At 73.5% G+C, this 24868-nt stretch carries 23 protein-coding genes; 8 read left to right on the plus strand and 15 right to left on the minus strand.

Annotated elements, in window-relative coordinates:
• Positions 1–50: 50 nt before the first annotated feature.
• Both ACA514_RS08260 and ACA514_RS08265 read left to right on the plus strand, forming a co-directional pair.
• Positions 51–908 carry an LLM class flavin-dependent oxidoreductase gene (locus ACA514_RS08260; RefSeq protein WP_375040423.1) on the plus strand — a complete coding sequence of 286 codons (858 nt, stop codon included), beginning with the start codon at positions 51–53 and terminating at the stop codon, positions 906–908.
• Positions 909–940: 32 nt separating this feature from the next.
• A complete protein-coding gene (locus ACA514_RS08265) occupies positions 941–1270 on the plus strand; it encodes a DMT family transporter (RefSeq protein WP_375040424.1) in 330 nt (109 codons plus the stop codon).
• On the opposite strand, the gene ACA514_RS08270 is transcribed toward ACA514_RS08265, so the two are convergent.
• The 7 genes from ACA514_RS08270 to ACA514_RS08300 all read right to left on the minus strand — a co-directional run bounded on the left by ACA514_RS08270 (position 1230) and on the right by ACA514_RS08300 (position 8729).
• Complete coding sequence (locus tag ACA514_RS08270) at positions 1230–1682, minus strand: YkvA family protein (protein ID WP_375040425.1); 453 nt, start codon at positions 1680–1682, stop codon at positions 1230–1232. The genes ACA514_RS08265 and ACA514_RS08270 overlap by 41 nt on opposite strands.
• An 84-nt stretch (positions 1683–1766) precedes the next feature.
• A complete protein-coding gene (locus tag ACA514_RS08275) occupies positions 1767–2621 on the minus strand; it encodes a helix-turn-helix domain-containing protein (RefSeq protein WP_375040426.1) in 855 nt (284 codons plus the stop codon).
• Positions 2622–2677: 56 nt separating this feature from the next.
• Positions 2678–3427, minus strand: a complete 750-nt coding sequence (locus ACA514_RS08280; RefSeq protein WP_375040427.1) for a hypothetical protein — start codon at positions 3425–3427, stop codon at positions 2678–2680.
• A 194-nt stretch (positions 3428–3621) separates the two neighbouring features.
• Positions 3622–5031 (minus strand): aldehyde dehydrogenase family protein, encoded by a 1410-nt coding sequence (locus ACA514_RS08285; RefSeq protein ID WP_375040428.1) that lies wholly within the window; start codon positions 5029–5031, stop codon positions 3622–3624.
• A gap of 209 nt (positions 5032–5240) precedes the next feature.
• Complete coding sequence (locus tag ACA514_RS08290) at positions 5241–5789, minus strand: hypothetical protein (protein WP_375040429.1); 549 nt, start codon at positions 5787–5789, stop codon at positions 5241–5243.
• 6 nt (positions 5790–5795) lie between these two features.
• Positions 5796–6512 carry a hypothetical protein gene (locus tag ACA514_RS08295; protein WP_375040430.1) on the minus strand — a complete coding sequence of 239 codons (717 nt, stop codon included), beginning with the start codon at positions 6510–6512 and terminating at the stop codon, positions 5796–5798.
• Positions 6513–6581: 69 nt separating this feature from the next.
• Complete coding sequence (locus tag ACA514_RS08300; protein ID WP_375040431.1) at positions 6582–8729, minus strand: DUF6077 domain-containing protein; 2148 nt, start codon at positions 8727–8729, stop codon at positions 6582–6584.
• A 284-nt stretch (positions 8730–9013) separates the two neighbouring features.
• Between ACA514_RS08300 and ACA514_RS08305 the strand changes: the two genes are divergently transcribed.
• On the plus strand, positions 9014–9499 hold the full coding sequence (locus tag ACA514_RS08305) for a hypothetical protein (RefSeq protein WP_375040432.1): 486 nt from the start codon (positions 9014–9016) through the stop codon (positions 9497–9499).
• 109 nt (positions 9500–9608) lie between these two features.
• Here ACA514_RS08305 and ACA514_RS08310 read toward each other — a convergent pair whose 3' ends face one another.
• Genes ACA514_RS08310 through ACA514_RS08320 form a run of 3 tightly spaced genes read right to left on the minus strand, consistent with a single transcriptional unit; the run spans position 9609 to position 12499 of the window.
• Positions 9609–10661, minus strand: a complete 1053-nt coding sequence (locus ACA514_RS08310; protein WP_375040433.1) for an ABC transporter substrate-binding protein — start codon at positions 10659–10661, stop codon at positions 9609–9611.
• Between the two features lie 37 nt (positions 10662–10698).
• Positions 10699–11652: an ABC transporter permease gene (locus ACA514_RS08315; RefSeq protein ID WP_375040434.1), complete on the minus strand. Its 954-nt coding sequence runs from the start codon at positions 11650–11652 to the stop codon at positions 10699–10701.
• Positions 11642–12499, minus strand: a complete 858-nt coding sequence (locus ACA514_RS08320; RefSeq protein WP_375040435.1) for an ABC transporter ATP-binding protein — start codon at positions 12497–12499, stop codon at positions 11642–11644. The genes ACA514_RS08315 and ACA514_RS08320 overlap by 11 nt, the downstream gene beginning before the upstream one ends.
• 158 nt (positions 12500–12657) lie before the next feature.
• Between ACA514_RS08320 and ACA514_RS08325 the strand changes: the two genes are divergently transcribed.
• Together ACA514_RS08325 and ACA514_RS08330 are read left to right on the plus strand one after the other, a co-directional pair.
• Positions 12658–14277, plus strand: coding sequence for an ATP-binding protein (locus ACA514_RS08325; protein ID WP_375040436.1), 1620 nt, complete (start codon positions 12658–12660; stop codon positions 14275–14277).
• Between the two features lie 91 nt (positions 14278–14368).
• On the plus strand, positions 14369–15034 hold the full coding sequence (locus ACA514_RS08330; protein WP_375040437.1) for a response regulator: 666 nt from the start codon (positions 14369–14371) through the stop codon (positions 15032–15034).
• Here ACA514_RS08330 and ACA514_RS08335 read toward each other — a convergent pair.
• The 5 genes from ACA514_RS08335 to aceA all read right to left on the minus strand — a co-directional run bounded on the left by ACA514_RS08335 (position 14983) and on the right by aceA (position 20735).
• On the minus strand, positions 14983–15987 hold the full coding sequence (locus ACA514_RS08335; protein WP_375040438.1) for an ATP-binding cassette domain-containing protein: 1005 nt from the start codon (positions 15985–15987) through the stop codon (positions 14983–14985). The two genes, ACA514_RS08330 and ACA514_RS08335, sit on opposite strands and share 52 nt — an antisense overlap.
• Before the next feature lie 5 nt (positions 15988–15992).
• Positions 15993–16778 (minus strand): ABC transporter permease, encoded by a 786-nt coding sequence (locus tag ACA514_RS08340; protein WP_375040694.1) that lies wholly within the window; start codon positions 16776–16778, stop codon positions 15993–15995.
• Positions 16779–16800: 22 nt separating this feature from the next.
• A complete protein-coding gene (locus tag ACA514_RS08345; protein ID WP_375040439.1) occupies positions 16801–17589 on the minus strand; it encodes an ABC transporter permease in 789 nt (262 codons plus the stop codon).
• A gap of 155 nt (positions 17590–17744) precedes the next feature.
• Positions 17745–19259 carry a M1 family metallopeptidase gene (locus ACA514_RS08350; protein WP_375040440.1) on the minus strand — a complete coding sequence of 505 codons (1515 nt, stop codon included), beginning with the start codon at positions 19257–19259 and terminating at the stop codon, positions 17745–17747.
• A 192-nt stretch (positions 19260–19451) separates the two neighbouring features.
• The gene (gene aceA / locus ACA514_RS08355; RefSeq protein ID WP_375040441.1) at positions 19452–20735 is read right to left on the minus strand and encodes an isocitrate lyase; all 1284 of its coding nucleotides are present in this window, start codon (positions 20733–20735) and stop codon (positions 19452–19454) included.
• Between the two features lie 149 nt (positions 20736–20884).
• Between aceA and ACA514_RS08360 the strand changes: the two genes are divergently transcribed.
• The 3 genes from ACA514_RS08360 (at position 20885) to ACA514_RS08370 (ending at position 24782) form a co-directional block, all read left to right on the plus strand.
• A complete protein-coding gene (locus ACA514_RS08360; RefSeq protein ID WP_375040695.1) occupies positions 20885–22321 on the plus strand; it encodes a helix-turn-helix domain-containing protein in 1437 nt (478 codons plus the stop codon).
• Positions 22322–22457: 136 nt separating this feature from the next.
• Positions 22458–23441 carry a glucosyl-3-phosphoglycerate synthase gene (locus ACA514_RS08365; RefSeq protein ID WP_375040442.1) on the plus strand — a complete coding sequence of 328 codons (984 nt, stop codon included), beginning with the start codon at positions 22458–22460 and terminating at the stop codon, positions 23439–23441.
• Between the two features lie 111 nt (positions 23442–23552).
• Positions 23553–24782: an acyl-CoA dehydrogenase family protein gene (locus ACA514_RS08370; RefSeq protein ID WP_375040443.1), complete on the plus strand. Its 1230-nt coding sequence runs from the start codon at positions 23553–23555 to the stop codon at positions 24780–24782.
• The last annotated feature ends 86 nt before the right edge of the window (positions 24783–24868 follow it).

A 24868-nucleotide genomic window follows, 5' to 3' on the forward strand; every position in this document is an offset into this window, starting at 1 on the left:
ATGGGGGCGGCGCCCCGGGGCGGGGCGTCCATGGCGAGGACGGGGGAGCAGTGACCGCACCGCGGATCAGCACGGTGATGTGGCCGATGCAGTCATGGCCGGAGGCCGGGGACCTGTGGCGGCGCGCCGAGGAGCTGGGGTTCCACCACGCCTGGGTGTACGACCACCTGGCCTGGCGCGGGACGACGCCCTGGTACGACGCGTACACGACGATGGCCGCCGCGGCGGCGGTCACCTCGCGGGTCCGGCTCGGCACCCTCGTCACCTCGCCGAACTTCCGGCACCCGGTGCCGACCGCGCACGCGATCAAGACCATCGACCATGTGAGCGGCGGCCGGCTCACCATCGGGATCGGGTCCGGCGGGACCAACCGCAACTCCGACGCCGGCGTCCTCGGGGGCGACTGGACGTCCGGCGAGCGCGCGGACCGGTTCGCCGAATGGGTCGAGCTGCTCGACCGGGTGCTGCGCGGCCCCGAGACGACGTCCGAGGGGGCGTTCTACACCGCCCGCGAGGTGGTCTCCGAGCCCGGCTGCGTGCAGCGGCCGCGCGTCCCGTTCGTGATCGCGGGCGACGGCCCGCGCGGCATGCGGCTGGCCGCCCGGCACGGCTCCGGCTGGGTGACCAGCGGGCGCGCCGAGGGCCGCGCGCCGCAGGACGTGGTCCGCGAGCGACTGGAGGCGCTCGGCAAGGCGTGCGAGGCCGAAGGCCGCGACCTCGACGACCGCGTCCTGCTGACCGGGTTCACCGACGAGCCGTGGCTGGCCTCGCCGGAGGCGTTCGCCGACCTCGCGGGCCGGTACGCCGAACTCGGCATCACCGAGATCGCGCTGCACTGGCCGCGTCCGGGCACGCAATGGGACGCCGACATGAAGGTGTTCGAGGCGATCGCCGCCCAGGCCGCCTGAAAGGACCGGAAGGCGTCCCATAGACTCCTGCGATGCCGTACGTCCTCTTGGCCTTCGCGATCGCGTTCGAGGTCACCGCCACGCTGGCGATGCGCGCCTCGGAGGGGATGAGCAGGCTCGGCCCGTCGGTGCTGGTCGTCGCCGGGTACCTGATCTCGTTCGCGTTCATGGCCAAGGCGCTCACCTCGCTGAACGTCGGACCGGTCTACGCGATCTGGTCCGCCCTCGGCACCATCGGGGCGTTCGCCGGCGGCGTGCTCCTGTTCGGCGAGCAGCTCAAGCCGCTGACGATCGCCGGCGCGGTGATCATCGTGCTGGGCGTCATCGTGATGAACCTCGGCGGGGGAGTGAGCCGGGGCTAGGCTCCGCCGCGCGCTCCGGCCCGGCGGCGACCGCGCGCCGCGCGCGCGAGCGGCGGGTGTACTCCTGGCCGAACGCGAACAGCAGCCAGGTGAGCGCGGTGGCGTCGTCCACGACGCCGACCGGCAGGAACACGTCCGGGATGAGATCGATCGGCGACACGATGTACAGCACGGCGACGACCATCGCGACGATCTTGCCGGTGGACGTCCGGTAGTACGCCTGCGCGCCCGCGGCCACCGGGCCGGGACGGCGCCGCCGGCGCAGCCTCAGGATCGCCACGACCAGCAGGAACGCGCCGACGGCCAGCGCGACGGCGCCCGCGAGGGCGAGGTCGACGCCGCCGAGGCGCCCGTCGGCGGTGAGGACGGTGGCGCCGCCCGCGACGAGCAGGACCACTCCGAGCCAGGCCATCGTGCACCTCCGGGGGACTCGTCTGCGGTATTGCCGCTCAGGCCCGTTCCATGCGCCCGGCCCGCGTCTCGGTCGGGGCTCCGGTCAGGCGGGCTCGGCGGCGGTGGTGACGCGCTGCTGCTCCAGCTGCCCGCCGAGCAGTTCGGACGGCGTGCACCCCGACAACGCGCGGAACTCCCGGTTCAGGTGCGCCTGGTCGTAGTAGCCGCTGAGAGCGGCGGCGTCGGCCAGGCCGAGGCCGTGGCGCGACAGCAGCTCGACGGCGCGCTGGAAGCGCAGCACGCGGCCCATCACCTTGGGCGGCAGCCCGGCCTGCTCGGTGAACCGCTGGGTGAGGTGCCGGCGGCTCCAGCCGACGTCCGCGGCGAGCCGCGCGACCCCGACGGCGCCGTCGCTGCCGCGCAGCAGCCGCCACGCCCGGGCCACCTCCGGGTCCGGCTCGGGGCCGATCTCGAGGCGGCGCAGCAGGAAGGCGTCCAGCAGATCGAACCGGTCACCCCAGGACGGCGTCGCGGCGAGCCGCTCCACGAGTTCCGCCGCCTCCGGCCCGAGCAGGTCGGGCAGCTCGACGGCGGCGTTGGTGATCCGCGCCATCGGGACGCCGAGGAGCGTGTACGCGCCCAGCGGGCTGAGGTCGAGCTGCACGCCGTGCTGCCCGCCCGGCGTGCTGTAGGCGCCGTGCCCGTCGTGCATCCCGGCGGCGAACGACCCCAGCTCGGCGGCGGCGCCGGGCCCCGGCACCTCCAGCCGCATCGGCGGGCCGAGGTTGACGATGACGACGGCGCTGCGGGTCGGGAGCGTGCGCATCCGGGACGGGACGGCCTCCGGCTCCCAGTACCCCTGATAGGCGCGCAGGAAAGGGCGCAGCGCGCGGTGCGGGCGCCCGGTCGCCTCCAGCCAGCCGCCGCGGTCGCGGATCTCGACCGGCCTGCCGTCCATGCCCCAGTCCTACCACCGGCCGCCGACAGAACGCCGCGGTCGCGCGGGCCGGCGGCTCATTCGTACATCTGCCCGCACACCGCGATCCGCGCCAGGTCGCCCCAGCTCATCTCGGTGATCTCGCGGACGTAGGAGCGGGCCGGCGGCTCCCCGGCCGCGGTGGGCAGCGGCACCCGCGCGCCGTCCGCCGCGTCCCAGCCGCCGAGGCTTCCGGCGACCGCGCATTCCAGGTACGTCGCCGGGTCGAAGTTGTACCAGCGGGCCGGGGTGGCGCGGGCCCCCGAACCGGGCGGGCGCGGCGCGTCGACGCCGAACCGCGCCTGCGGGCCCGGCGGGCTGACGAGGAACTCCTCCAGGTCGGCGAGCTGGGACAGCACGACCCGCTCCCAGTCGGCGTACCCCTCCGGCCGGTGGCCGGGCAGCGACAGGTCCTTGGCGCTCCACGCCGGGTCGAACTCGGCGGGCGGGGTGGTGGACGCGGCGGCGAACATCGCCGCGACGTCGTCGGGTTCGAGCCGCTCGTTGTCACGCAGCGGAGCGGACACCTTCCACAGCGCCCGCAGGAACGCCGACAGCGACCAGGACGCCGCCCGCGCCTCCTGGCCGAGCTGCAGGAAGATCAGGTAGAGGTCGCGGTTGGTCCGGACGGCCGGGCCGGGCGGCCCCTGCACCCAGTAGGCCTGCTTGTGCGGGACCCCGCTCTCCATCGCCAGGACCTGCGCGAGCGCGGAGACCCGCGAGTCGTGCGAAGCCACCTGGAACTGGTTGCCGAGGTCGTCCTGGCGCATGACGTCCCATGTCTGCATCCGGCCCCTCCACGGTCGGCAGGTGCGGTCCCCACGGCCCCCGCTCAGAAAGTGTCCCATTCCGGCAGCGGACCGCCAGTAGTGGTGATGTCACTTTCCGGACTCGAAGTCGTGACTTACCGCACATGTCGATCGAAGGAGGAGGCGGTGGGGGAGGGGACCGGCCCGTCCGGCCGGCCCCTCCCGCCGGACGCTCAGTGCTTCGAGCGGTGGATCACCTGCATCTCCGTGAAGCCGTACAGGCCCCACGGGCCGTTCTCGACGCCGACGCCGCTCCACTTGAAGCCGCCGAACGGCTGGTGCGGCGCGAGCGCGAGGTGGGTGTTCACCCACGCGGTGCCGCACTCCAGCTGCGCCGCGACCTCGGCGGCGCGGTCGGCGTCGGCGCTCCACACCGAGCCCGACAGCCCGAAGTGGGTGCCGTTCGCGCGGGCGAGGGCGTCGTCCAGATCGGTGTACTTGATGACCGGGAGCGCGGGCCCGAACTGCTCCTCGTCCACGATCCGGGTCCCGTCGGAGACGTCGGCGAGGATCGTCGGCTCGAAGAAGTAGCCGGGGCCGTCGATCGGCTTGCCGCCCGCCGCCGCGCGGGCGCCGCCGGCGAGGGCGTCGGCGACCAGCTCGCCGACCCGCTCGAACTGCGGCCGGTTGTTGATGGGCCCGTACTGGACGCCCTCCTCCAAGCCGTTGCCGACCTTGACGGCCTTCGCCTGCTCGGCGAGCGCGTCCACGACGTCGCCGTAGAGCGCCTCCGGCACGTACACCCGCTTGATCGCCGAGCAGACCTGGCCGTTGTTCTGGAACGCGCCGCCGAACACCTTGGCCGCGACCGCCGCCGGGTCGGCGTCGTCCAGCAGGATCGCCGGGTCGTTGCCGCCGAGCTCCAGCGTGACCCGCTTGAGGTCCGGCGCGGCGGCCGCGGCGACCCGCTTGCCGGTGGCCACGCTGCCGGTGAAGCTGATCTTGCGCGGGACGTCGTGCGCGGTCATCCAGGCGCCCAGCTCGTCGCCGCCGGTCACCACGTTGAGCACGCCGGGCGGCAGCACGTCGCGCAGGACCTCGCCGAGCTTCAGGCTGGACAGCGGGGTGAACGGGGACGGCTTGAGCACCATCGTGTTGCCGGCCAGCAGCGCCGGCGCGAGCTTCCAGATCGCGAGCAGCAGCGGGAAGTTCCACGGGGTGATGGCGGCGACGACGCCCATCGGGCGGCGGACGACCTCCACCACGGCGTTGTCGTCGTCCTGGATGACCTCGCGGGGCAGCTCCAACTCGGCGAAGTACTTCAGCCACACCCCGGCGCCGACGACCTCCATCGTCCCGTCGGCGAGCGGCTTGCCCTGCTCCAGGGTGAGGATGCGGCCGATCTCCTCGGACCGGGCGAACATGACGTCGGCCGCGGCCAGCAGCGCCTTGCGCCGGACCGCCTCGTCGCGGCGCCATGCCGGGTAGGCGGCCTGGGCGGCGGCCATCGCCGCGTCCAACTGCTCGCGGGAGGCGTCGGGCGCCTGCTCGGCCACCTCGCCGGTCGCCGGGTTGACCACTCCGAAGGTGGCGGGCGCGTCCACCGCCGCGCCGTCGATGGTCATCGCGAAGTTCTCGGGCACCGTTGCTCCTCCGCTCGGGGGGCGTCTAACCGAATGGCGTTCAGTATTCACCCTCGGGCCCCCTCTTGACGAGGAGCGCGGCCGGGCCCCGCGCGCCGCGCTCGCGGTGGTGAAGGGGGCCTCCCCTCCACCCGGGATCGCGAGCGCGGCACGCGGGGCCGTCTACCGATTCCTCAATGGCCGGCGGCCCGACCCGGCCGCCGGCCGGGTCAGGCCGCGAAGATCCGGTCCAGGAGGTCCCGGTACCCGCGCAGCGCGAGCCGGAGCCGCTCGGTGTCCGGTTCGTCGTGCTTGCCGAGGTCCTCGGAGAGCGTGCGGCGGTGCGCCGCGACCGCGCCGCTCAGCGCGTCGACGACCTCCGCCGCGAGCGTGTCGGCCTTGCGGACGGAGTCCGCCGGGTCGTCGACGAAGGCGGACTGCACGTCGCGCCAGCGCTCCCGGAACCGCTCCGCGTCCGCCGGGTCGAGCAGCCGCTCCGGGACTCCGCCGAGGCGGGACGCGGTGGGGCGCAGGCCGGGTTGCGCGCCGCCGGTGCCGGGGCTCGGGAAGCCGGTCGCCACCTCGCCGTCGGCGAGCCCGGCCGCGGGGAGGGGGTCGGGGGAGGTGTCCTCGGCCGCCTCCGGGGGCTTCGGCGGCGGCCCGGCGACGTGGGTGTCGCCGGCCACGGCCGGGTCGGCCGTCCCGGCGGCGCGGGCCCGCTCCTCTGCGGCCGTGCGGCCGGCGGGGGAGGCCGCCTGCTCCGGTCGCGTGTGCTCCATCGGTGCTCAGCTCCTCGGGGTCTGCTCGTCGTCGCGGTCGCCCGCGCGGTCGCCCTCGCGGGGACCGGGCACCCGGGCGCCCGCCTCGGGCGCCGGTTCCGCGCCCGCCTCCGGCGCGCCCGCCTCCGGCTCGCGCGCCGCCGGGGCGCGCGGCGCGTCCTCACCGGCGTCCTCGGGAGCGGGGCGCTGGACCGGGACGGACAGCAGCTCCTCGAACAGGGCGCGGTAGTGCACCATGGCCTGGCGCAGTTCCTCGGTGGAGGCCTGCTTGTCCGCGGCGCGCCCGCTGATGTCGTGGCCGCGCCGGTAGTGGTCGAGCGTCCGGCCGTGCTCCACCGACAGGTGGGCGGCCTTCTCCTCGAACCCGTGGGTGGGGTAGCCGCGCTCGCCCATCACGACGGTGACCAGGCCGTCGGCCTGCTCGACGGCCGACTCGGGGGCGTCGACGAAGCGCTCCTGGACGCGCACCCACTGCTCGCGGTACTGCTCGCGGCGGCGCGGGTCGAGGTCGCGCAGTTCGAGTTCCTGATGGCGCTGCTCGCGGCCGAGCAGCTCGCGCTCGGCCGCGGCGCGGCCGCCGTGCTCCCGGACGGCCCGCTCGTACTCGGGGCCGAACCGCCGCTTCAGCCGCCGCGTCCGCGCCTGCCTCCAGGCCAGGAACGCGACCGCCGCCAGGGCGGCGATGATGACCACGGCGATGACGACCATGATGGCGGTCGACATTGTCTGTCCTCCAACGTGCGTCGGATCGAATGCAGCGCCGATGCCCGGACAGACACGGTCGAAACGGCCCTAAGGGGTACGGCCTCCTCGTTCCGGAAAGAGGCAGATCAGACCGCCGACCCGGCGGCGGCCCCCGAAGCCGGCCTGCTCCAGCAGTGCCAGCCCGTACCGGTCGCGGGGCCGCGCGCAGGCGACGGCGACGCCGGCGCGGTGCAGGGCGCCCCGCAGTTCGGCGAGCGGGGGCTTGCGGCCGCCCGGCCTGCGCACCGCCGCCGTCAGCACGCGCCGGTCCTCGACGAACCGCGCCGGCACCGGCAGGTTCCTGAGGTAGTGGGAGTTGGGATTGGCCGCGTGGACGCGGGCCGTGAGCAGCGGCACCGCCCGCATGTACGCCTGCGGCATCACCACCACGCCGCCGGTACGCGCCAGCGCCACCACCGCGCGGGCCGTCCCCACCTGCGCGGGGGGAAGCTTCCAGGACGGCCGGGACGCGACGACCGAGCCGTTCGACGCCGACCACACCGGCGTCCCGCCCGCGACCAGCGTGATCGCCAGCGCGGCGGCGGGCAGGAGGGCGGCGAGGACGCCGATCGTGCGCTCCCTTCCTCGCCGCACGCCCGCCGGCAGGGGGACGCGCACCGTGGCGAGCAGCCCGATCAGCACGGGCGCGGGCACGACCCACATCGTCCGCCAGAGCACCTGTCCCGCCCCCGTCACGTCCGCCGCGAGGCCGAGCATGCCCGGCACGAGGAGGAGCGTGACCAGCGCGGCCACACCGGCGCCGACGAGCGCGGGGACGCCGCGCCGCGCCGTCCAGGGGGCCAGCCACAGCGCGCACCCCGCGAGGACGCCCGGCGCGGCGTAGAGCAGCACCCACCGGTAGTCGTCGGAGGCGGAGCCGACCCACCCGGTGACGGTGGTGTCGTGGTGCATCAGCGTCACCGCGAGGCCGGCGCCGACGGGGTAGGCCAGCGCGGCGCAGGCGGCCAGCCCGTCGCGGACCCGCCCCGACGCGACCAGCGGGACGGCGGCGGCGCCGACGACCAGGGGCAGGACGAACGCGGCCGAGGACGTGAGCCCGGTGCCGGCGACGCCGCAGGCGGCGAGCATCGCCAGGTCCCGCCGCGACCGCCGCTCGGCCCAGCGCGTCAGGTGCACGTACAACAGCGGGACCAGCGCCGACACCAGCACGGCCTTGCCCTGCCACATCCGCAGGAGATGGAACGACCCGAGCGACGCGGGGCCGAGCCCGGACCACAGCAGGTACACCGCCGCGATCGCGAAGCACAGCGCGGCGCGGCGCGGCGCCCACGCGCGGGCCAGCCGCCACACCGCCCACACCGCGATGAAGACGACCACCGGCAGCATCAGGTAGTACACGAAGGAGGCCGCCGGTATCCCGGCGAGCCGCGCGAGGGCCCCGGCGAGCACCTCGATCGAGGAGACCGGCGGCTCCCCGGCGATCGGCCCGGTCCTGCCCGAGGTGAAGATGACGTCCCTGAACGGGATGTGTCCCGTCGCGGCCGTCGCGACCGACCGCGACACGAAGTAGGAGTCGTCGCCGTCGGAGTTGACGATGAACAGCGACGCGACGGAGAACCCGGCGGCGGTGGCCAGAGCGAGCGGCGTCCCCCACCGGCTCGCGGGCGCGGTGGCCGCCGCGGGCCCGTCCGCTCCGAACCCCTCGGGACGGCCGGGCGCGAGACCGTCGGGCTCGGACGGCCGGGCGTCACCGGGCGCCGCTTCGCCGGCGGGGACGCGGCGGCGCAGCAGGCAGGCGGCGGACGCGGCCACGCTGACCAGGCCGAACGCCCAGGCGCACCACCACGGGGCGCCGGAGGTGTGCAGTCCCGCGCTCGTGCCCGCCGTGATCGCCGCGATGACGGCGGTGAGAGCGAGAGCGCGCGGGGGAGCGGAGACCCCCGGCGCGGGCGGCTCCGGGCAGGGCGGCTCCGGCCACGGCGGCTCGGGCGCGGCCCCGTGCCGCAGCACGCGCGCCGCGTACACGGCGGCGGCCGCCGCGGCCGCACCGAGCCAGCAGGCGAGCAGCACCCAGGTCGGCGGCCGTACCAGCAGGCCGAGGTGGTAAACGAGCGTCCATAACGCGAACAGCAGGACGGCGGCGTCGACGGCCGCGTCCAGGCCGCGTTCCGCCCGGCGCGCCCTCGGCGCGCCGGCGTGGATCCCGCCGGCGGCGGGCTCCCTCAGTCTGATCAATGTGTCCCCCGAGGACGTTCCGGTGTGCGGCCCTTCCTTGTTCTGTCCGCCGCGGGGGCGGAACGGGTTCACGCTCCCGCCTACGTGATCTTGTTGACGGTTGGACGCCCGGGTGGGCGGGGTGGTTGGCGGTTTGCTGGACGTTCCCTGAAGATTCGCTGCAGGTCCTGCCCGTCATCGACCAAAGCGGCGCGATAAGTCCGGATTTACTGCGCTGCACACGGTGCGCATGTTGTGATGGACGCGTACCGGAACGGCGCGCGTTCGATGGGATGTGATGCGCGGTGCGCCATGCGTTCGGCTTCTTCCTCGGCGTCCTGCTGACCCCGGCGCTGGCGTACGGCGCGGCCTGGGGCTTCGTGCAGGGCGGCCAGTCCTTCGACGGGACCGGACAGGAGATCACCGACCGCACCCGGATCTACGGGGCCTTCGCGCTGCTCGCCGCCGTCGGCCTGGTGATGGGCGTGATCATCGTGGCGCGCTGGGCGTCGCCGCTGGTCTCGCTCGTGCCCGCGCTGGCGCTGCTCGGCCTCTCGGTCGCCTTCCTGGTCGACCCCGGCCGGATCCTGGACCTGCCCGCCAAGGTGCCGCCGTCGGGCGACATGGACGACGGCCTGCGCACACTGCTCGGCTCGGGGGCGTACGCCATGATGGGCTTCGCGCTGCTGGTCCCGACCTGGGCGCCGCGCCGCTGGGGCCCCGGCCGCCGCGACGACGAGGCCGCCGACGCGGACTTCTACTCCGCCGCCGGCCGCGGACCGCGCGTCTGATCGGGCTGCTGAGCGGGGCGGGCCGCGGGCCCGCGGAGACACGGGCGGGCCGGACCCCCGCGAAAGGTCCGGCCCGCGTTCCCCGCCCCGCTCCGGGGGCGGCCCTCCGTCAGGACTGCTTCGCCTTGGCGACGAACTGGGTGGTGTAGGTCTTCGACAGGTCGATCCCGCCCTTCTTCTCGCTCACCTCGGGCGAGAACTGCGCGAGCACCTTGAGGGCGTTCTCGGCCGCGTCCGCCTTCATGACGCCGTCGCCGTTGAACATGCTGATCGAGTCGCCGATCGCCTTCTCGTACAGCTTGGCGTCGCCGCCCGCGTAGTCGGCCGGCATCTTCGCGGCGATTTCCGCCGGCTTGTGCTGCTTGATCCAGCCGAGCGTCTTGACGAAGGCGTTGGCGAGCTTCTGCACGGTCTCGGCGTTCGACTTCACGTACGAGCAGTCCATGTAGAGGGAGCTGGACGGGTAGAGGCCGCCGAGCGCCCGGCGGGTGCCCTCCTCGGTGCGCATCTCGACCATGACCTTCGCCTTGCCGGTACCGACGAGCTTGGCGATCGTGGGGTCGGTCGTCATGCCCGCGTCGATGCCGCCGTTGTCCATGGTGGAGATGAACGTCTGGCCCGCGCCCGCCTTCACCGTCGAGTAGTCGGAGGTCTTGACGCCGTTGCGGACGGCCAGCGCCCGGGTGAGGAAGTCGGTGGACGAGCCCGGGCTGGTGACGCCGAGCTTCTTCCCCTTGAACCCGGCCGGGGACGTCAGCGAACCGGCCCTGCCGGCCGCGACCATCTCGGCCTCGCCGGGCACGTCGGCCATCTGCACGACGCTCTGCACGCACTTGCCCTTGGTCTGCAGCTGGATGGAGTGGTCGTAGAAGCCGACGACGCCCTGCACGCCCCCGGAGATCAGGACGTTCTCGGCCTGCGCCCCGGCGGGCTCGGTGAGCAGCTGGACCTTCAGCCCCTGCTCCTTGAAGTAGCCGAGCTGCTCGGTCAGCTTCGCCGGCAGGTAGATGACCTTGTCGATGCCGCCGACCATGATCTTGACGGTGCCGCCGTCCGCGTCCCCGCCGCCCCCGCCGCGCGAGTCGCGGCAGGCGGACAGGGACAGGGCGGTGAGGGCGGCGACGGCGGCGGCGGTCGCCCGCATGGGGGTGGTGGTGCGCATGGTGGTTCTCCTGGTCGTGCGGAGGTGGGGGATCCGGTCAGATCTGCGCGTCGGCCCCGGCGGCCGGCGGGCGCCAGCGCAGCAGCCGGCCCTCGAGGAGGGTGAGCAGCCACTCGGCGAGCAGGGCCAGCACGGTGATGATGATCATCCCGGCGTAGATCCCGGCCGAGTCGAACACGCCCTGGGAGTGGTTGATGAGCAGGCCGAGGCCCTTGTCGGCGCCGGTGTACTCGCCGACGATCGCGCCGATGATGGCGAACCCGAACGCCGAGTGCAGGGACGCCAGGATCCACGAGGTGGCGCTCGGCACCACGATCGTCCACAGCACCTGGAGCCGCCCGGCGCCGAGGATCCGCGCGTTGTTCACCAGGTTCCGGTCCACCTCGCGGGCGCCCTGGAAGGCGTTGAAGAACACCGCGAAGAACACCAGCACGAACGCCGTCGCGATCTTGGACTCCATGCCGAGCCCGAACCAGATGATGAACAGCGAGGCCAGGATGATGCGCGGGATCGCGTTCACCGCCTTGATGAACGGCGCGCACACGTCCGACAGGTAGCGGCTGCGGCCGAGCACGATGCCGAGCACCACGCCGCCGGCGGCGCCGAGCACGAACCCGGCCAGCGCCTCCTGCAGGGTGTAGGAGATCTGCTCCCAGATCGAGCCCTGCGACGTGCCGTCGGTGAACCAGCCGACCAGCCGGTCCCAGATCTTGGACGGCATGGAGTAGTAGAAGGGGTCGATCCAGGTGCGCGCCGTCAGCTCCCAGGAGCCGAGCCACGCCGCGATCAGCAGGACGCGGACGGCGTTGACGCCGAGCCTGCGGCGTAGCCCCGCCGACCGCATCCGCGCGATCGCCGCCCTCTCGCCCCGCCCGCCCGGCACGCCGGCCGGGGCGGTCCCGTCGGCCGGGGCGGTCTCGCCGGCGGGCACGGCGGCGCCGTCCACCTGCGTGAGCTGCGCCGCCTGCATGGTCTCCGGTTCACGCGGCATGGCCGGCACCCCTCTCGCGGGTGATCTGCACCTCTTCGCGCAGCGAGTCCCAGACCTCCCGGTAGATGTCCAGGAACCCGCCGGTGAGCCTGACCTCCTCGGCGTCGCGCGGCCGCTCCAGCGGCACCGCGAACGCGCCCTTGATCGTCGCGGGCCCGGCCGTCATGACCACGACCCGGTCGGCCAGGACGATCGCCTCCTCCAGGTCGTGGGTCACGAACACGACCGCCGCGCCCGACCCGGACCACAGCCGCAGCAGCTCGTCCTGCATGAGGCTGCGCGTCTGCACGTCCAGCGCCGAGAACGGCTCGTCCATCAGCAGCACCGACGGCTCGTTCACCAGCGTCTGGGCGAGCGCGACGCGCTTGCGCATCCCGCCGGACAGCTGGTGCGGGTAGTAGCCCTCGAAGCCGGCGAGGCCGACCCGCTCGACCCATCCGCGGGCGCGCTCGCGGGCCTCGCGCCTGGACGCGCCGCGGTAGCGGGGACCGGCCGCGACGTTGTCCAGGACGCTCCGCCACGGCAGGACGGCGTCGTTCTGGAACATGTAACCGACGCCGTCGGGGATCCCGTCGACCGGCCGGCCGTGCACCAGCGCCCGGCCCTCCGACGCCGGTTCCAGGCCGGACACCAGCGACAGGGTGGTCGACTTGCCGCAGCCGGTCGGCCCGACCACGGCGACGAACTCGCCGGCGCGGACGGTCATGTTCAGGTCGCGGACCGCGGTGTGCACGCCGCCGGACGAGCGGAAGCGCTTGGTGGCGCCCCGCAGCTCGATGACGGCGTCGCCGCCCGCGCCGGCGCGGCCGCCGTCCGCGTCTTGTGGGGTGGTTGCTCGCTTGGGCATGGCGGCACGGTAGGGATGTGGCCCGCGTCACCGGAACCCTTGCCAGCGATGTGCTCGCAAGCCGCGAATCCCCACGTTGAGCGCGTATTCCGCACTTTTGCTCATTCTGCTCGCCGAGGTCTGGGCGGCGGTGCCCGGCGTGGTCTACGGTGCGGGGCATGTCCGTCCGGCCCCGCATCCCGTTCGCCCGGCAGGTGCTGATCCTGCAGGTGGCCGTGGTCGTCGTCGTGGCCTGCCTCGGTTACGGGCTGGTCGCCTGGATGCTCAACGGCGAGCTGCGCCAGGAGTACGGCCAGCGGGCCCTCACCGTCGCGCGCGCCGTCGCCGTCGACCCGCAGATCGAGGCCGCGGTGGCCGCGGGCGATCCCGGGCACGCCGTCCAGGACCGCGCCGAGCGCGTCCGGATCCGCACCGGCGCGCTGTTCGTCGTGGTGACCGACCGGCACGGCATCCGCTACTCGCACCCGACGCCGTCCGAGGTCGGCAGGCGGGTGAGCACCGACCCGTCCGCGGCGCTCGCCGGGCACGAGGTCGTCAACGTCGAGCGCGGCACCCTCGGCCTGTCCGCCCGCGGCAAGGTCCCGTTGTACGGGCCGCAGGGCGGTGTCCTCGGCGAGGTCAGCGTCGGGTTCGACGCCGGCGCGATCGACCGGGAGCTCGCCCGCCTGCTGCGCGACCTCACGCTGTTCATCGCCGGGGCGGTGCTGCTCGGCGTGCTGGCGTCCGCCGCGATCGGCCGCCGGCTGAAGCGCCAGACGCTCGGCCTGGAGCCCTACGAGCTGGTCGAGCTGGTCCAGGAGCGGGAGGCGGTCCTGCACGGGGTCGGCGAGGGCGTGGTGGCGGTCGACGCCGCGGGCCGCGTGGCGGTCTGCAACGACGAGGCGTCCCGGCTCCTCGGCGTCGCTCCCGAGCGCGGCGCGGGCGCCGCCGGCCTCGCCCCCGAGGGCGCGCTGCGGGACGTGCTGGCCGGGCGGCGCGAGGCGGCCAACCTGTTCGTCACCGCGGGGGAGCGGGTGCTGGTGGTGAACCGGCGGGAGGTCAGCCGCGACGGCCGCGACCTCGGCGCCGTCGTCACCCTGCGGGACCGCACCGACCTGGAGACCCTCGCCCGCGAGCTGGACTCGGTCAGCACCCTGTTCGACGCGCTGCGCGCGCAGCGGCACGAGTACGCCAACCGCCTGCACACCCTGTCCGGGCTGCTCCAGCTCGGCCACGCCGAGGAGGCCGCCGGGTACCTCGGCACGCTGATGGAGGACGCGGTCGGCCGGCCGCCGGAGGCCGACGAGCAGCCCGACCCGCTCACCGACCCCTACCTGCGGGCGTTCCTGGCGGCCAAGTCGGCGGTCGCCGCCGAGAAGGGCGTCCGGCTGGACGTCGGCTCCGCCAGCTACGTGCCCGGCCGGGTCGCCGAGCCGCTGGACGTCACGACGGTCGTCGGCAACCTCGTCGACAACGCCGTCGAGGCGGCCCGGCTGGGCCGCCGGCGTCCCGCCCGGGTCGAGGTCGAGCTGCTCGGCGACGGCCGCGACCTGCACGTCACCGTCGCCGACTCCGGCGACGGGCTGGCGGAGGGGCTGCGCGAGGCCGTGTTCGACGACGGGGTGTCCACGCGCGAGGCGGCCGGCGGCCGGGCGCGGGGCCTCGGCCTCGGGCTCGCGCGCCGGACCGCCCGCGCCCGCGGCGGCGACGTCGCCTTCGTCGACCCGGGCGGCGGCGGGTCCGGCGCGGTCGCGGTCGCCCGGCTGCCCGGGGTCCTCGGCGCGGAGGCGCCGCGGTGACGGGGCGCGGAGGCGCCGCGATGACGGGGTGCGGAGGCGCCGCGGTGACGGGACGCGGGGGCGTTGCGATGACGAGTGCGGAGGCGGTGCGGTGATCGGGGTCCTCGTGGTCGACGACGACTTCCGGGTGGCGCAGGTCCATGCCGGGTTCGTGGCGGGCCTGGCGGGCTTCGCCGTCCGGGGGCTCGCGCACACGGCGGCGCAGGCGCGCGCGATGGCCGCCGAGCTGGGTCCCGACCTCGTGCTGCTGGACGTCTACCTGCCGGACGAGCCGGGCCTGGCGCTGCTGCCCGAGCTGGCCGCGGACGTGATCATGGCGACGGCGGCGGCGGACCCCGGCGTGGTCCGGGAGGCGCTCGCGCGCGGCGCGCTGCACTACCTGATCAAACCGTTCACCGCCGCGGCGCTCGGCGAGCGGCTCACCGCCTACGCCCGGTACCGGTCGGCGCTGGCCGGCGGGCGCGAGCTGTCCCAGGCCGCGCTCGACGGCGCGCTGCGCACCCTGTACGCGCCGCTGCACGCCGAGCCGGCCGCGCCGAAGGGCCAGTCGCCGGTGACGGCGCGGCTGATCACCGAGGCGCTGCGGGCGGCGGACGAGCCGCGCTCGGCGGCGGAGGTCGCCGACCTCGTCGGGATCTCCCGCGCCACCGCGCAGCGCTACCTCGCCGGGCTCGCCCAGGCCGGCCGGGTCGCGGTGACGCTGCGCTACGGCGCGACGGGCCGTCCCGAGCACCAGTACGCGTGGTCGCCGCGGTAGAGCCCGGCGAGGACCTCCTCGATGCCGGCCTCGCGCAGCGAGATGTCGCGGACCTCGTAGCGCTGCGCGAGCGCCGCCACCAGCGCGGCGGCGTTCGCCTCGCGCGGCACCCGCAGCCACTGCCGTGTCCCCTCCACCCGGTCGGCCCCGATCTCGCCGAGGACGATCGGCGGCGCCGGCTCGGCCAGCTCGACCACCAGCGTGCGGTCGGCGTCCACGGTGCGGCGCAGCTCGTCCAGCCCGCCGTCGTAAGCGAGCCGGCCGCGGTCGATGATCATGACGCGGCGGCAGAGCCGCTCGATGTCGCCGAGGTCGTGCGTGGTCAGCAGGATCGTGGTGCCGCGCTCGCGGTTGGTGCGCTCCAGGAAGTCGCGGACGGTCGTCTTGCTCACCACGTCCAGCCCGATCGTCGGCTCGTCCAGCACCAGCAGCTCCGGGTCGTGCAGCAGCGCGGCGGCGAGGTCGCCGCGCATCCGCTGGCCGAGGCTGAGCTGCCGCACCGGCGTGTGCAGGAACGGCTCCAGCTCCAGCAGCGCGGTCAGCTCCGCCAGCCGCGCCCGGTGCGCCGCCGCGTCGACCCGGTACAGCCGCCGGACGAGGGCGAGGCTGTCGCGCAGCGGCAGGTCCCACCACAGCGTGGTGCGCTGCCCGAAGACCACGCCGATCCGGCGGGCGAGGGCCGTCCGGCGGCGCGACGGGTCCAGCCCGCACACCCGCAGGGCGCCGGACGAGGGGGTGAGGATCCCGGTCAGCATCTTGATCGTGGTCGACTTGCCCGCGCCGTTCGGCCCGAGGTAGCCGACGAACTCGCCGGGCCGGACGGCGAACGAGACACCGTCCACCGCGCGCAGCGTCGTGCGGCCGCGCCGCAGGACCCCGGAGCGGGTCCGGACGGTGAACGCCTTGACGACGTCCGCCGCCCGGATCATCGGCTCGTCCCCGGTCGTCGCCATCGGTGTCAGCTCCCCGTCGATCGGTAGTGCCGGATCCCCGCCCGCCAGGCCACCGCCGCCGCGCCGCACAGCGCGGCGCCGACGGCGGGGGAGGCGAAGCGGACCGCCCCCGGCAGGCCCAGCGGGTCCGGCCGGTCCAGGACGTACAGCGCCGGCTGCCAGTTGACGAACGCCAGCGGCACGACGAAGGTCACCCCGCGCACGAAGTCGCGGGCGAACATCGTCATCGGGTACTGCGTGAGGAAAGCGCCGCCGTAGGTGAGCGACTTGGCGGCGCCGTGGCCGTCGACGACCACGAACTGCACGGCCGCCGTCAGCACCCACAGCCCCGCGAAGATCGCCGTTCCGGACGCCACCATCAGCGGGACCATCGCGACCCGGCCCGGCGTCCACGGCCCGTCCAGCCGGGGCAGCGCGAGGGCGAGGACGGTCACCGCGGGGACGAGCTTGCCGAGTCGGCGGGGCGAGAACTGCTCGGTCGCGATCTGGACCAGCGGGCTGACCGGCCGCACCAGCACCGCGTCCAGCGTGCCGAGCCGGACCCGCTCGCCGAGCTGCTCGGTCGTGCCCAGGCCGATATCGCTGATCGCGAACGACAGGGCACTGGTCCCGTACAGGAACAGCACCTCGGGCGCGGTGAACCCGGCGATGCGGGGCGCGCGGGAGAACAGCACCACGATCGCCACCGCGTCCAGGCCGCTGACGACCGCGGTGGCCAGCGCCAGCAGCACCATCGACACCGGGAACTGGGCCGCCGCGCGCAGCCACGTCCACGCCAGCAGCACGTACATCCGCACCGGCCCGGCTCCCCGGTCAGCCACCGTGGACCACCAGCCTCCGCCGCGCCGCGCGGGTCAGCAGCCACCCGGCGGCGAGCAGGGCGGCGGCCCACCCGGCCTGGAACGCCAGCGCGCCGAGCAGCCCGGCGCCGGTGCGGCGGCCGAGGAAGACGTCGGCCGGCACCTGGATCTGCGCCGACCAGGGCAGCGCGCGGGCGATGTCGCCGAGCCGTCCGGGGAAGACCACCAGCGGCAGGATCATCCCGGAGAAGAACAGCGACATCACCAGCGTGACCGCGTTCAGTCCCCGGTCGTCGTGCAGCCAGAACATCCCGAGCGCCACCAGGTAGCGGATCGAGAAGCTCACGAGGGCACCGAGCGCGACGGCCGCCGCGAACGCGGCGAGCCCGATCGGGCCGGGCCAGTGGAAGGGGAACATCAGCGCGCCCGCCGCCAGCGGCGGCCCGGCGCGCAGCAGCAGCGACCCGGCGGCGCGGCCGAGGTCCTCGGCCAGCCACCAGCCCTGGAGCCCGATCGGCCGGTGCAGGTCGATCGCGACGTCGCCGTTGCGGATCCGCTCGGTGAGGTCCATCCCGCCGAAGATCTGCACCGGCCCGATCAGCGCCTGGGTGATGAAGCAGAACGTGACGGCGTCGGCCGCGTCGTAGCCGCCGAGCGCGGGCCGGGCGTGCCAGAGCGCCAGCAGGACGTAGGCGCGGATGAAGCCGAACGCGGTGTTGGTCAGCGACTCGGCCAGGGAGCCGAGCGGGTAGGCGGCGTGGCGGCGGAACCCGTACCACCACACCCACGGAAGGACGCCCACTTGCCGGGAGCCTAGACAGGTTCCGCCCCGGCGACCACGTAATTTCGCACAGTGCCCGCCGGCCGTCCACCCGAACGGCGTTCAATCGCGGCGGGTCGTCGTCATGAGCGCCGCCATGACGACGACCCGGCCGCGAGTCGGCGATGTCGTACCCGTCAGCCCTGCGGGAGGTCGGGCTTGATCGGGGAGTACAGCCAGTCCTTGAAGAACTGCGTCAGGTCCTGGCCGGAGACCTTCTGGGCCAGGGCGGTGAACTGCTCGGTGTTGCCGTTGCCGTACTTGTGCTGGGCGTACCAGGTGCGCAGCAGGGTGAAGAACTTGTCGTCACCGATCCTCTCGCGCAGGAACTCCAGCGCCATCCCGCCGCCGCTGTAGACCCGCTGGTTGAACATCGTGTCGCGCTGCGGGTCGGCGGTCACGACCGACCAGAACGGGCGGCCCGCCGGGTCCGGGAACGGCCGCGAGTTGTAGGTGGTGCGGGCCTGGTCGTGGACGGTGGCGCCGCCGTGCTTCTCGTTCCAGTACCACTGCGCGAAGGTCGCGAAGCTCTCGTTCAGCCACACGTCCTTCCAGCGCTGCGGCGAGACGGCGTCGCCGAACCACTGGTGCGCGAGCTCGTGCGCGATCGTGGAGGTGTTGCGGACGGCGGAGTACACCGGCTTGCTCTGCGTCTCCAGGGAGAAGCCGAGCGGCTCGCCGTTGTAGCGGGCGTCGTCGCCGATCGCGCCGGTCGTCTCGAAGGCGTACTGGCCGAAGAGCTGCGACCACAGGTCGGTGGCCTCGCTGGTGGTGTCGAAGAAGAAGTTCACCGCGTCCGGCTGGTCGGCCAGCAGGACCGGGTCGACGGCGGTGTAGTTGTTGATGCCGCCGGGCGACTTGCCCTGCTTGACGTCCCACTTGCCGATGTCGATGGTGGCGAGGTAGCTGGCCATCGGGTAGCGCTCGCGCCACTTGAAGGTGCTGGCCGCGGTGGCGGCGGCGCGGCGGCTGAACGTCGCGGACTCGTCCCGCTGACCGTCGGGCAGGCCGTTGGCGACCACGGTCAGGCCCTTCGGCACCGTGATCTCGAAGTCGTAGGTGGCCTTGTCGCTCGGGTGGTCGTTCACCGGGAACCAGGTGGACGCGCCGTTGGGCTCGTCGCCGACGAACGCGCCGTCCGGGGTGTGCAGGAAGCCGTAGGGGGAGCCGAAGACGATCGGGGAGCCCACGATCGTCTGCGGGACGCCGCCGTAGGTGATGACGGTGGTGAACGTCGCGCCCTTGCGCAGGCCCTTGCGCGGCGTGATGACCAGTTCCTGGCCGCGCCGCTTGTAGTCGGCCTTGTGCTTGTCGACCTTGACGCGCTGGACGTCCATGCCGGACAGGTCCAGGTCGAAGCTCGACAGGTCCTGGGTGGCCCGCGCGGTCAGGGTGACGACGCCGTCGAGCTGGTCGTACTGGGGGTCGTAGGTCAGGTCGAGCGAGTAGTTCTGCGCGTCGTAGCCGCCGTTGCCCTCGAGCGGGAAGTAGGCGTCACCGACGCCCTCCGAGCCGGGGGCGTAGCGGTCGTGGCGCGCGGCGGCGGACGCGGCGGGGGCGAGCGCGACGACGCAGAGGGCGGCGACGGCGATCGGGAGCGTGCGCCCGGGGGTCGCCCGGAACGGATGGAAGCGGGGGTGGCGCTGCGCCATCGGATGGATCCTCTCCCTTGAGTGATCACAAGCGTGCTTACGATGCCCCCAATATCGGAAGATGTCGAGACTTGTCCGCAGAATTGACCGATCTTGGTCCGGACGCCAGAAGGCCCCCGCGGGTGTAGGGACGCGGGGGCCTTCTGCTCGGGGGGAATCAGGCCTGACGGCCGGACCGGCTCACGGACCGGCTCAGTGGAACTGGCCCTCCTCGGTGGAGCCCTTCAGCGCCGTGGTGGAGGAGTCCGGGCTGATCGCGGTGCTCACCATGTCGAAGTAGCCGGTGCCGGCCTCGCGCTGGTGCTTGACCGCGGTGAAGCCCTTCTCGGCCGCCGCGAACTCGCGCTCCTGCAGCTCGACGTAGGCCGTCATGCCCTCGCGGGCGTAGCCGTGCGCCAGGTCGAACATGCCGTAGTTGAGCGCGTGGAAGCCGGCCAGCGTGATGAACTGGAACTTGAAGCCCATGTGGCCGAGCTCGCGCTGGAACTTGGCGATGGTCGCGTCGTCCAGGTGCGCCTTCCAGTTGAAGGACGGCGAGCAGTTGTAGGCCAGCATCTGGTCGGGGTGCTCGGCCTTGACCGCCTCGGCGAACTTGCGCGCCTGCTCCAGGTCCGGGGTGCCGGTCTCCATCCAGATCAGGTCGGAGTACGGCGCGTAGGCCTTGGCGCGGGCGATGCACGGCTCGATGCCGTTGCGGACCCGGTAGAAGCCCTCGGCGGTGCGCTCGCCGGTGATGAACTCGCGGTCGCGCTCGTCCACGTCCGTCGTGATCAGGGTCGCGGCCTCGGCGTCGGTCCGCGCGATGATCAGAGACGAGACGCCCGAGATGTCCGCCGCGAGGCGGGCGGTGTTCAGGGTCTTGATGTGCTGCGAGGTCGGGATGAGGACCTTGCCGCCGAGGTGCCCGCACTTCTTCTCGGAGGCCAGCTGGTCCTCCCAGTGCACGCCCGCGGCGCCGGCGGCGATCATGCCCTTCATCAGCTCGAAGGCGTTCAGCACGCCGCCGAAGCCGGCCTCGGCGTCGGCCACGATCGGGGCGAGGAAGTGCGTGTCGCCCTGGCCCTCGGCCCACTGGACCTGGTCGGCGCGCAGCAGCGCGTTGTTGATCCGGCGCACGACGGCCGGGACCGAGTTCGCCGGGTAGATGCTCTGGTCGGGGTAGGTCTGGCCCGCCAGGTTGGCGTCCGCCGCGACCTGCCAGCCGGACAGGTAGATGGCCTTGAGCCCGGCCTTCACCTGCTGGACGGCCTGGAGCCCGGTGAGCGCGCCGAGGGAGTGGACGTAGTCCTCCTCGTGCAGGAGCTTCCAGAGCCGCTCGGCGCCGAGGCGCGCGAGGGTGTGCTCCTCCTGGACCGAGCCGCGGATCCGGACGACGTCCTCGGCGGAGTAGGTCCGCTCGACGCCCTTCCAGCGCTCGTCGGTCTCCCACTGCCGCTGCAGCTCCTCGGCCGCGCCCTTGAGGCGACTTTCGCTCATCGTCTTGCCCTTCTGTGTCGTCCCCTGGGTGCTTGGTCATGACTATGCCCCGGCGCAACCCCTTAATGAACTCGCGAGTAACAGAAGAATCGCGAAATTTCCGCTACCATGAAGCCGTGACGACCTTGCGGCCAGAAGAACCCCTCAACTTGACGAGCGACGTCGACCTCGTCACCTTCGGGCAGCGCCTGCGGCACCTGCGGCGCGGCCGCGGCATGACGCTGTCGGACCTCGGCGAGCGCGTCGGCCGCGCCCCGTCCCAGCTGTCCCTGCTGGAGAACGGCCGGCGCGAGCCCAAGCTGTCGCTGCTGCAGGCCCTCGCCGCCGCGCTGGAGTGCCCGGTGGAGGAGCTGCTGCGCCGCCAGCCGCCCAGCCGCCGCGCGCAGCTGGAGATCCAGCTCGAGGAGGCGCAGCGCGACCCGCTGTACCGCACGCTCGGGCTGTCGCACCTCAAGGTCGGCAAGCGGATGCCGAACGAGGTGATCGAGCACATCCTCGCCCTGTACGGGGAGCTGAAGCGCAGCCGGACCAAGCCGACCGCGAGCCCGGAGGAGGCGCGCAAGGCCAACGCCGAGCTGCGCCGCCAGATGCACGAGCGCGGCAACTACTTCGGCGAGATCGAGAAGGTCGCCGCGCTGACCCTCGACGCGGTCGGCTACCGGGGCGGCGCGGTCTCGCAGGGCATGCTGATGACCCTGGTCGGCCACTTCGGCTTCAGCCTGCAGTACGTCCAGGACCTGCCGCGCTCCGTCCGGTCCGTCACCGACCTGCGCAACCGGCGGATCTACCTGGAGCGCGAGCAGCTCGGCATGCACACGCCCCGCACGATCCTGCTGCAGACCCTCGGGCACATCGCGCTGGACCACGACCAGCCCCGCGACTTCGCCGACTTCCTGCGCCAGCGCGTCGAGGCCAACTACTTCGGCGCCGCGATCCTGATGCCCGAGCGCAGCGTCGTGCCGTTCCTCCAGGAGGCCAAGGACGCCCGGGAGCTGTCGGTGGAGGATCTCGCCGACGTGTTCTCCGTCTCCTACGAGATGGCCGCGCACCGCTTCACCAACATCGCGACCCACCATCTCGGGCTGCAGCTGCACTTCACCAAGAACGACGAGAACGGCACGATCTACAAGGCCTACGCCAACGACGGCCTGGCGTTCCCGCAGGACGAGGACGGCGCGATCGAGGGCCAGCGGATGTGCCGCGAGTGGGCCGGCCGGCACGTGTTCGGCGCCGCGGACCGCTTCTCCGTCTACTACCAGTACACCGACACCCCGAAGGGCACCTACTGGTGCCTGTCGCACATCGACCCCAGCCACGAGCGCGACTTCGCGATCACGCTCGGCGTCCGGTTCGAGGACTCGCGCTGGTTCCGCGGCCGGGAGACCACCCGCCGGGTCAAGTCGGCCTGCCCGGACGGCGACTGCTGCCAGCGGCCGCCGAAGGAGCTGTCCGAGCGGTGGGAGGGGATGGCCTGGCCGTCGGCCCGCGCCCACTCGCACGTCCTGTCGGTGCTGCCGCCCGGGGCCTTCCCCGGGGTGGACGACGCCGACGTCTACGAGTTCCTGGACAAGCACGCCGCCGAGTGACGGGCGTGTTGCGCCCGTGTCAACTCTGCGGGTCGGTCGCCCGTTCGCCGCGCGGACGGTGAATGATCTGGACGTGTCCGGTGTTTCCTCATGGTGAGGGCCGGTCGCGGGACCGTCCGCACGGGAGGGAGAGCGCGTGCTGCCAGAGGTCGCATCGTGGTTGCGGCGCCGCACGAGCACGGCCGGGGACTGGCCGGCGCACGTCCTGCTGGACGCCAAGGGCGGCGCCGGGATCAGCGTCGTGCTGCCCGCGCGGGACGAGGAGGCGACCGTCGGCGCGATCGTCGCCGCCGTCCGCACCGACCTGATGGAGCGGGTCCCGCTGGTCGACGAGATCGTCGTGGTGGACTCCCGCTCCACCGACCGGACCGCCGCCGTGGCCGCCGCGGCCGGCGCCGAGGTCGTCGCGCAGGACGAGGTGCTGCCCGGGCACGGCCGCATGTCCGGCAAGGGCGAGGCGCTGTGGAAGTCGCTCGCTGCCACCTCCGGCGACCTGATCGTGTTCGTGGACGCCGACCTGCGCGGATTCACCTCCTCCTACGTGACGGGCCTGCTCGGGCCGCTGCTGACCGACCCGTCCGTCGGGTACGTGAAGGGCTGCTACGACCGTCCGCTGATCGAGGGGGAGCGGCGGGTCGAGGGCGGCGGCGGCCGGGTCACCGAGCTGGTCGCCCGCCCGCTGATCAACCTGCACTGGCCGCTGCTCGCCGGGGTCATGCAGCCGCTCGGCGGCGAGTACGCGGGGCGCCGCGCGCTGCTGGAGCGGCTGCCGTTCGTGACCGGCTACGGCGTGGAGCTCGGCCTGCTGCTGGACGTCTACCAGGACGCCGGGCTCGACGCGATCGCGCAGGTCGACCTCGGCCGCCGGGTGCACGCGCACCAGTCCACCGAGGCGCTCGGCGCGATGTCCGGCCAGATCATGCTGACCGCCTGGTCGCGGCTGGAGCGGCACGGCCGGATGATCCCGCTCGGCGCGCCCGCCACCGCGCTCACCCAGTTCCGCCGCTCCGCCGCCGGGCACGACCCGCGGACCAGCGACGTCGCGGTGGGCGAGCGGCCGCCGATGATCGAGGTGCCCGGATACGCCGCCGCGCGCTCCTTCTCCTCCGGGCGCGGCTGAACCGGGCCGCGCACCGGTCTCCGCTGTGACTCCGGCCACCGTGTTACCACCGGTAGCACTTCGTCCTGCTACCGTTGGTAACACGCGGATATTGGAGAAAGGGTCAATTACATGACGAGCGCGGAGTCCACGCCGTTCTCGCTGGAGCTCAGCGAGGACGTGCGCGAGGTCAGGGACTGGGTGCACGAGTTCGCCGAGAACGTCATCCGCCCCGCCGCCGAGGAGTGGGACGAGCGGGAGGAGACGCCCTGGCCGCTGATCCAGGAGGCGTCCAAGGTCGGGATCTACTCCCTGGACTTCTTCGCCACCCAGTGGCTGGAGCCCACCGGCCTCGGCATCCCGGTCGCCTTCGAGGAGCTGTTCTGGGGCGACGCCGGCATCGCGCTGTCCATCGTCGGCACCGGCCTCGCCGCCGCCTCCGTGGCCGCCGTCGGCACCCCCGAGCAGGTCAGCGAGTGGGTGCCGCAGATGTTCGGCACCACCGACGACGTCAAGCTCGGCGCGTTCTGCGCCTCCGAGCCCGACGCGGGCAGCGACGTGGGCTCCATCCGGGCCCGCGCCGTCTTCGACGAGGCCAAGGACGAGTGGGTGCTGAACGGCACCAAGACCTGGGCGACCAACGGCGGCATCGCCGACGTCCACGTGGTCGTCGCCTCGGTCCACCCCGACCTCGGCAGCCGCGGGCAGGCCAGCTTCATCGTCCCGCCGAACACCCCGGGCCTCAAGCAGGGCCAGAAGTTCAAGAAGCACGGCATCCGCGCCTCGCACACCGCCGAGGTCGTCCTGGACGACGTGCGCGTTCCGAGCCACCTGATCGTCGGCGGCAAGGAGAAGTTCGACGAGCGCATCGCGCGGTCCCGCGAGGGCAAGAGCTCCAAGGGCCAGGCCGCGATGAAGACGTTCGAGACCACCCGCCCGTCCGTCGGCGCGATGGCCCTCGGCGTCGGCCGCGCCGCCTACGACTACGCCCTGCAGTACGCGCAGGAGCGCGAGCAGTTCGGCAAGAAGATCGGCGACTTCCAGGCCATCGCCTTCAAGCTGGCCGACATGAAGACCCGGCTGGACGCCGCCCGCCTGATGGTGTGGCGGGCCGCGTGGATGGCGCGCAACGGCAAGGACTTCCAGAACGCCGAGGGCTCGATGGCCAAGCTCATGGCCAGCGAGATGGCGGTGTACGTCACCGAGGAGGCGATCCAGATCCTCGGCGGCAACGGCTACACCCGCGAGTACCCGGTCGAGCGGATGCACCGCGACTCCAAGATCTTCACGATCTTCGAGGGCACCAGCGAGATCCAGCGCCTGGTCATCGGCCGCACCGTCACCGGCCTGCCGGTCCGCTGACGGGCCGCCGCGCCGGAGGCCACCGGCACGGGCGGGCCGGGACCGCGCTCCCGGCCCGCCCCCGCCCCGCGCGGACCCCGCGCAGG

Origin of the sequence: Actinomadura sp. NTSP31 (assembly GCF_041951385.1) — a bacterium.
GTDB classification, from domain to species: domain Bacteria; phylum Actinomycetota; class Actinomycetes; order Streptosporangiales; family Streptosporangiaceae; genus Spirillospora; species Spirillospora napierensis.

Bases quoted from the DNA above. Each gene is read 5' to 3' on its own strand.
- ACA514_RS08265 (WP_375040424.1), top strand. From the start codon at position 941: ATGCCGTACGTCCTCTTGGCCTTCGCGATCGCGTTCGAGGTCACCGCC.
- ACA514_RS08270 (WP_375040425.1), bottom strand. From the start codon at position 1,682: ATGGCCTGGCTCGGAGTGGTCCTGCTCGTCGCGGGCGGCGCCACCGTC.
- ACA514_RS08275 (WP_375040426.1), bottom strand. From the start codon at position 2,621: ATGGACGGCAGGCCGGTCGAGATCCGCGACCGCGGCGGCTGGCTGGAG.
- ACA514_RS08280 (WP_375040427.1), bottom strand. From the start codon at position 3,427: ATGCAGACATGGGACGTCATGCGCCAGGACGACCTCGGCAACCAGTTC.
- ACA514_RS08290 (WP_375040429.1), bottom strand. From the start codon at position 5,789: ATGGAGCACACGCGACCGGAGCAGGCGGCCTCCCCCGCCGGCCGCACG.
- ACA514_RS08295 (WP_375040430.1), bottom strand. From the start codon at position 6,512: ATGTCGACCGCCATCATGGTCGTCATCGCCGTGGTCATCATCGCCGCC.
- ACA514_RS08310 (WP_375040433.1), bottom strand. From the start codon at position 10,661: ATGCGCACCACCACCCCCATGCGGGCGACCGCCGCCGCCGTCGCCGCC.
- ACA514_RS08315 (WP_375040434.1), bottom strand. From the start codon at position 11,652: ATGCCGCGTGAACCGGAGACCATGCAGGCGGCGCAGCTCACGCAGGTG.
- ACA514_RS08320 (WP_375040435.1), bottom strand. From the start codon at position 12,499: ATGCCCAAGCGAGCAACCACCCCACAAGACGCGGACGGCGGCCGCGCC.
- ACA514_RS08325 (WP_375040436.1), top strand. From the start codon at position 12,658: ATGTCCGTCCGGCCCCGCATCCCGTTCGCCCGGCAGGTGCTGATCCTG.
- ACA514_RS08335 (WP_375040438.1), bottom strand. From the start codon at position 15,987: ATGGCGACGACCGGGGACGAGCCGATGATCCGGGCGGCGGACGTCGTC.
- ACA514_RS08340 (WP_375040694.1), bottom strand. From the start codon at position 16,778: ATGTACGTGCTGCTGGCGTGGACGTGGCTGCGCGCGGCGGCCCAGTTC.
- ACA514_RS08350 (WP_375040440.1), bottom strand. From the start codon at position 19,259: ATGGCGCAGCGCCACCCCCGCTTCCATCCGTTCCGGGCGACCCCCGGG.
- aceA (WP_375040441.1), bottom strand. From the start codon at position 20,735: ATGAGCGAAAGTCGCCTCAAGGGCGCGGCCGAGGAGCTGCAGCGGCAG.
- ACA514_RS08370 (WP_375040443.1), top strand. From the start codon at position 23,553: ATGACGAGCGCGGAGTCCACGCCGTTCTCGCTGGAGCTCAGCGAGGAC.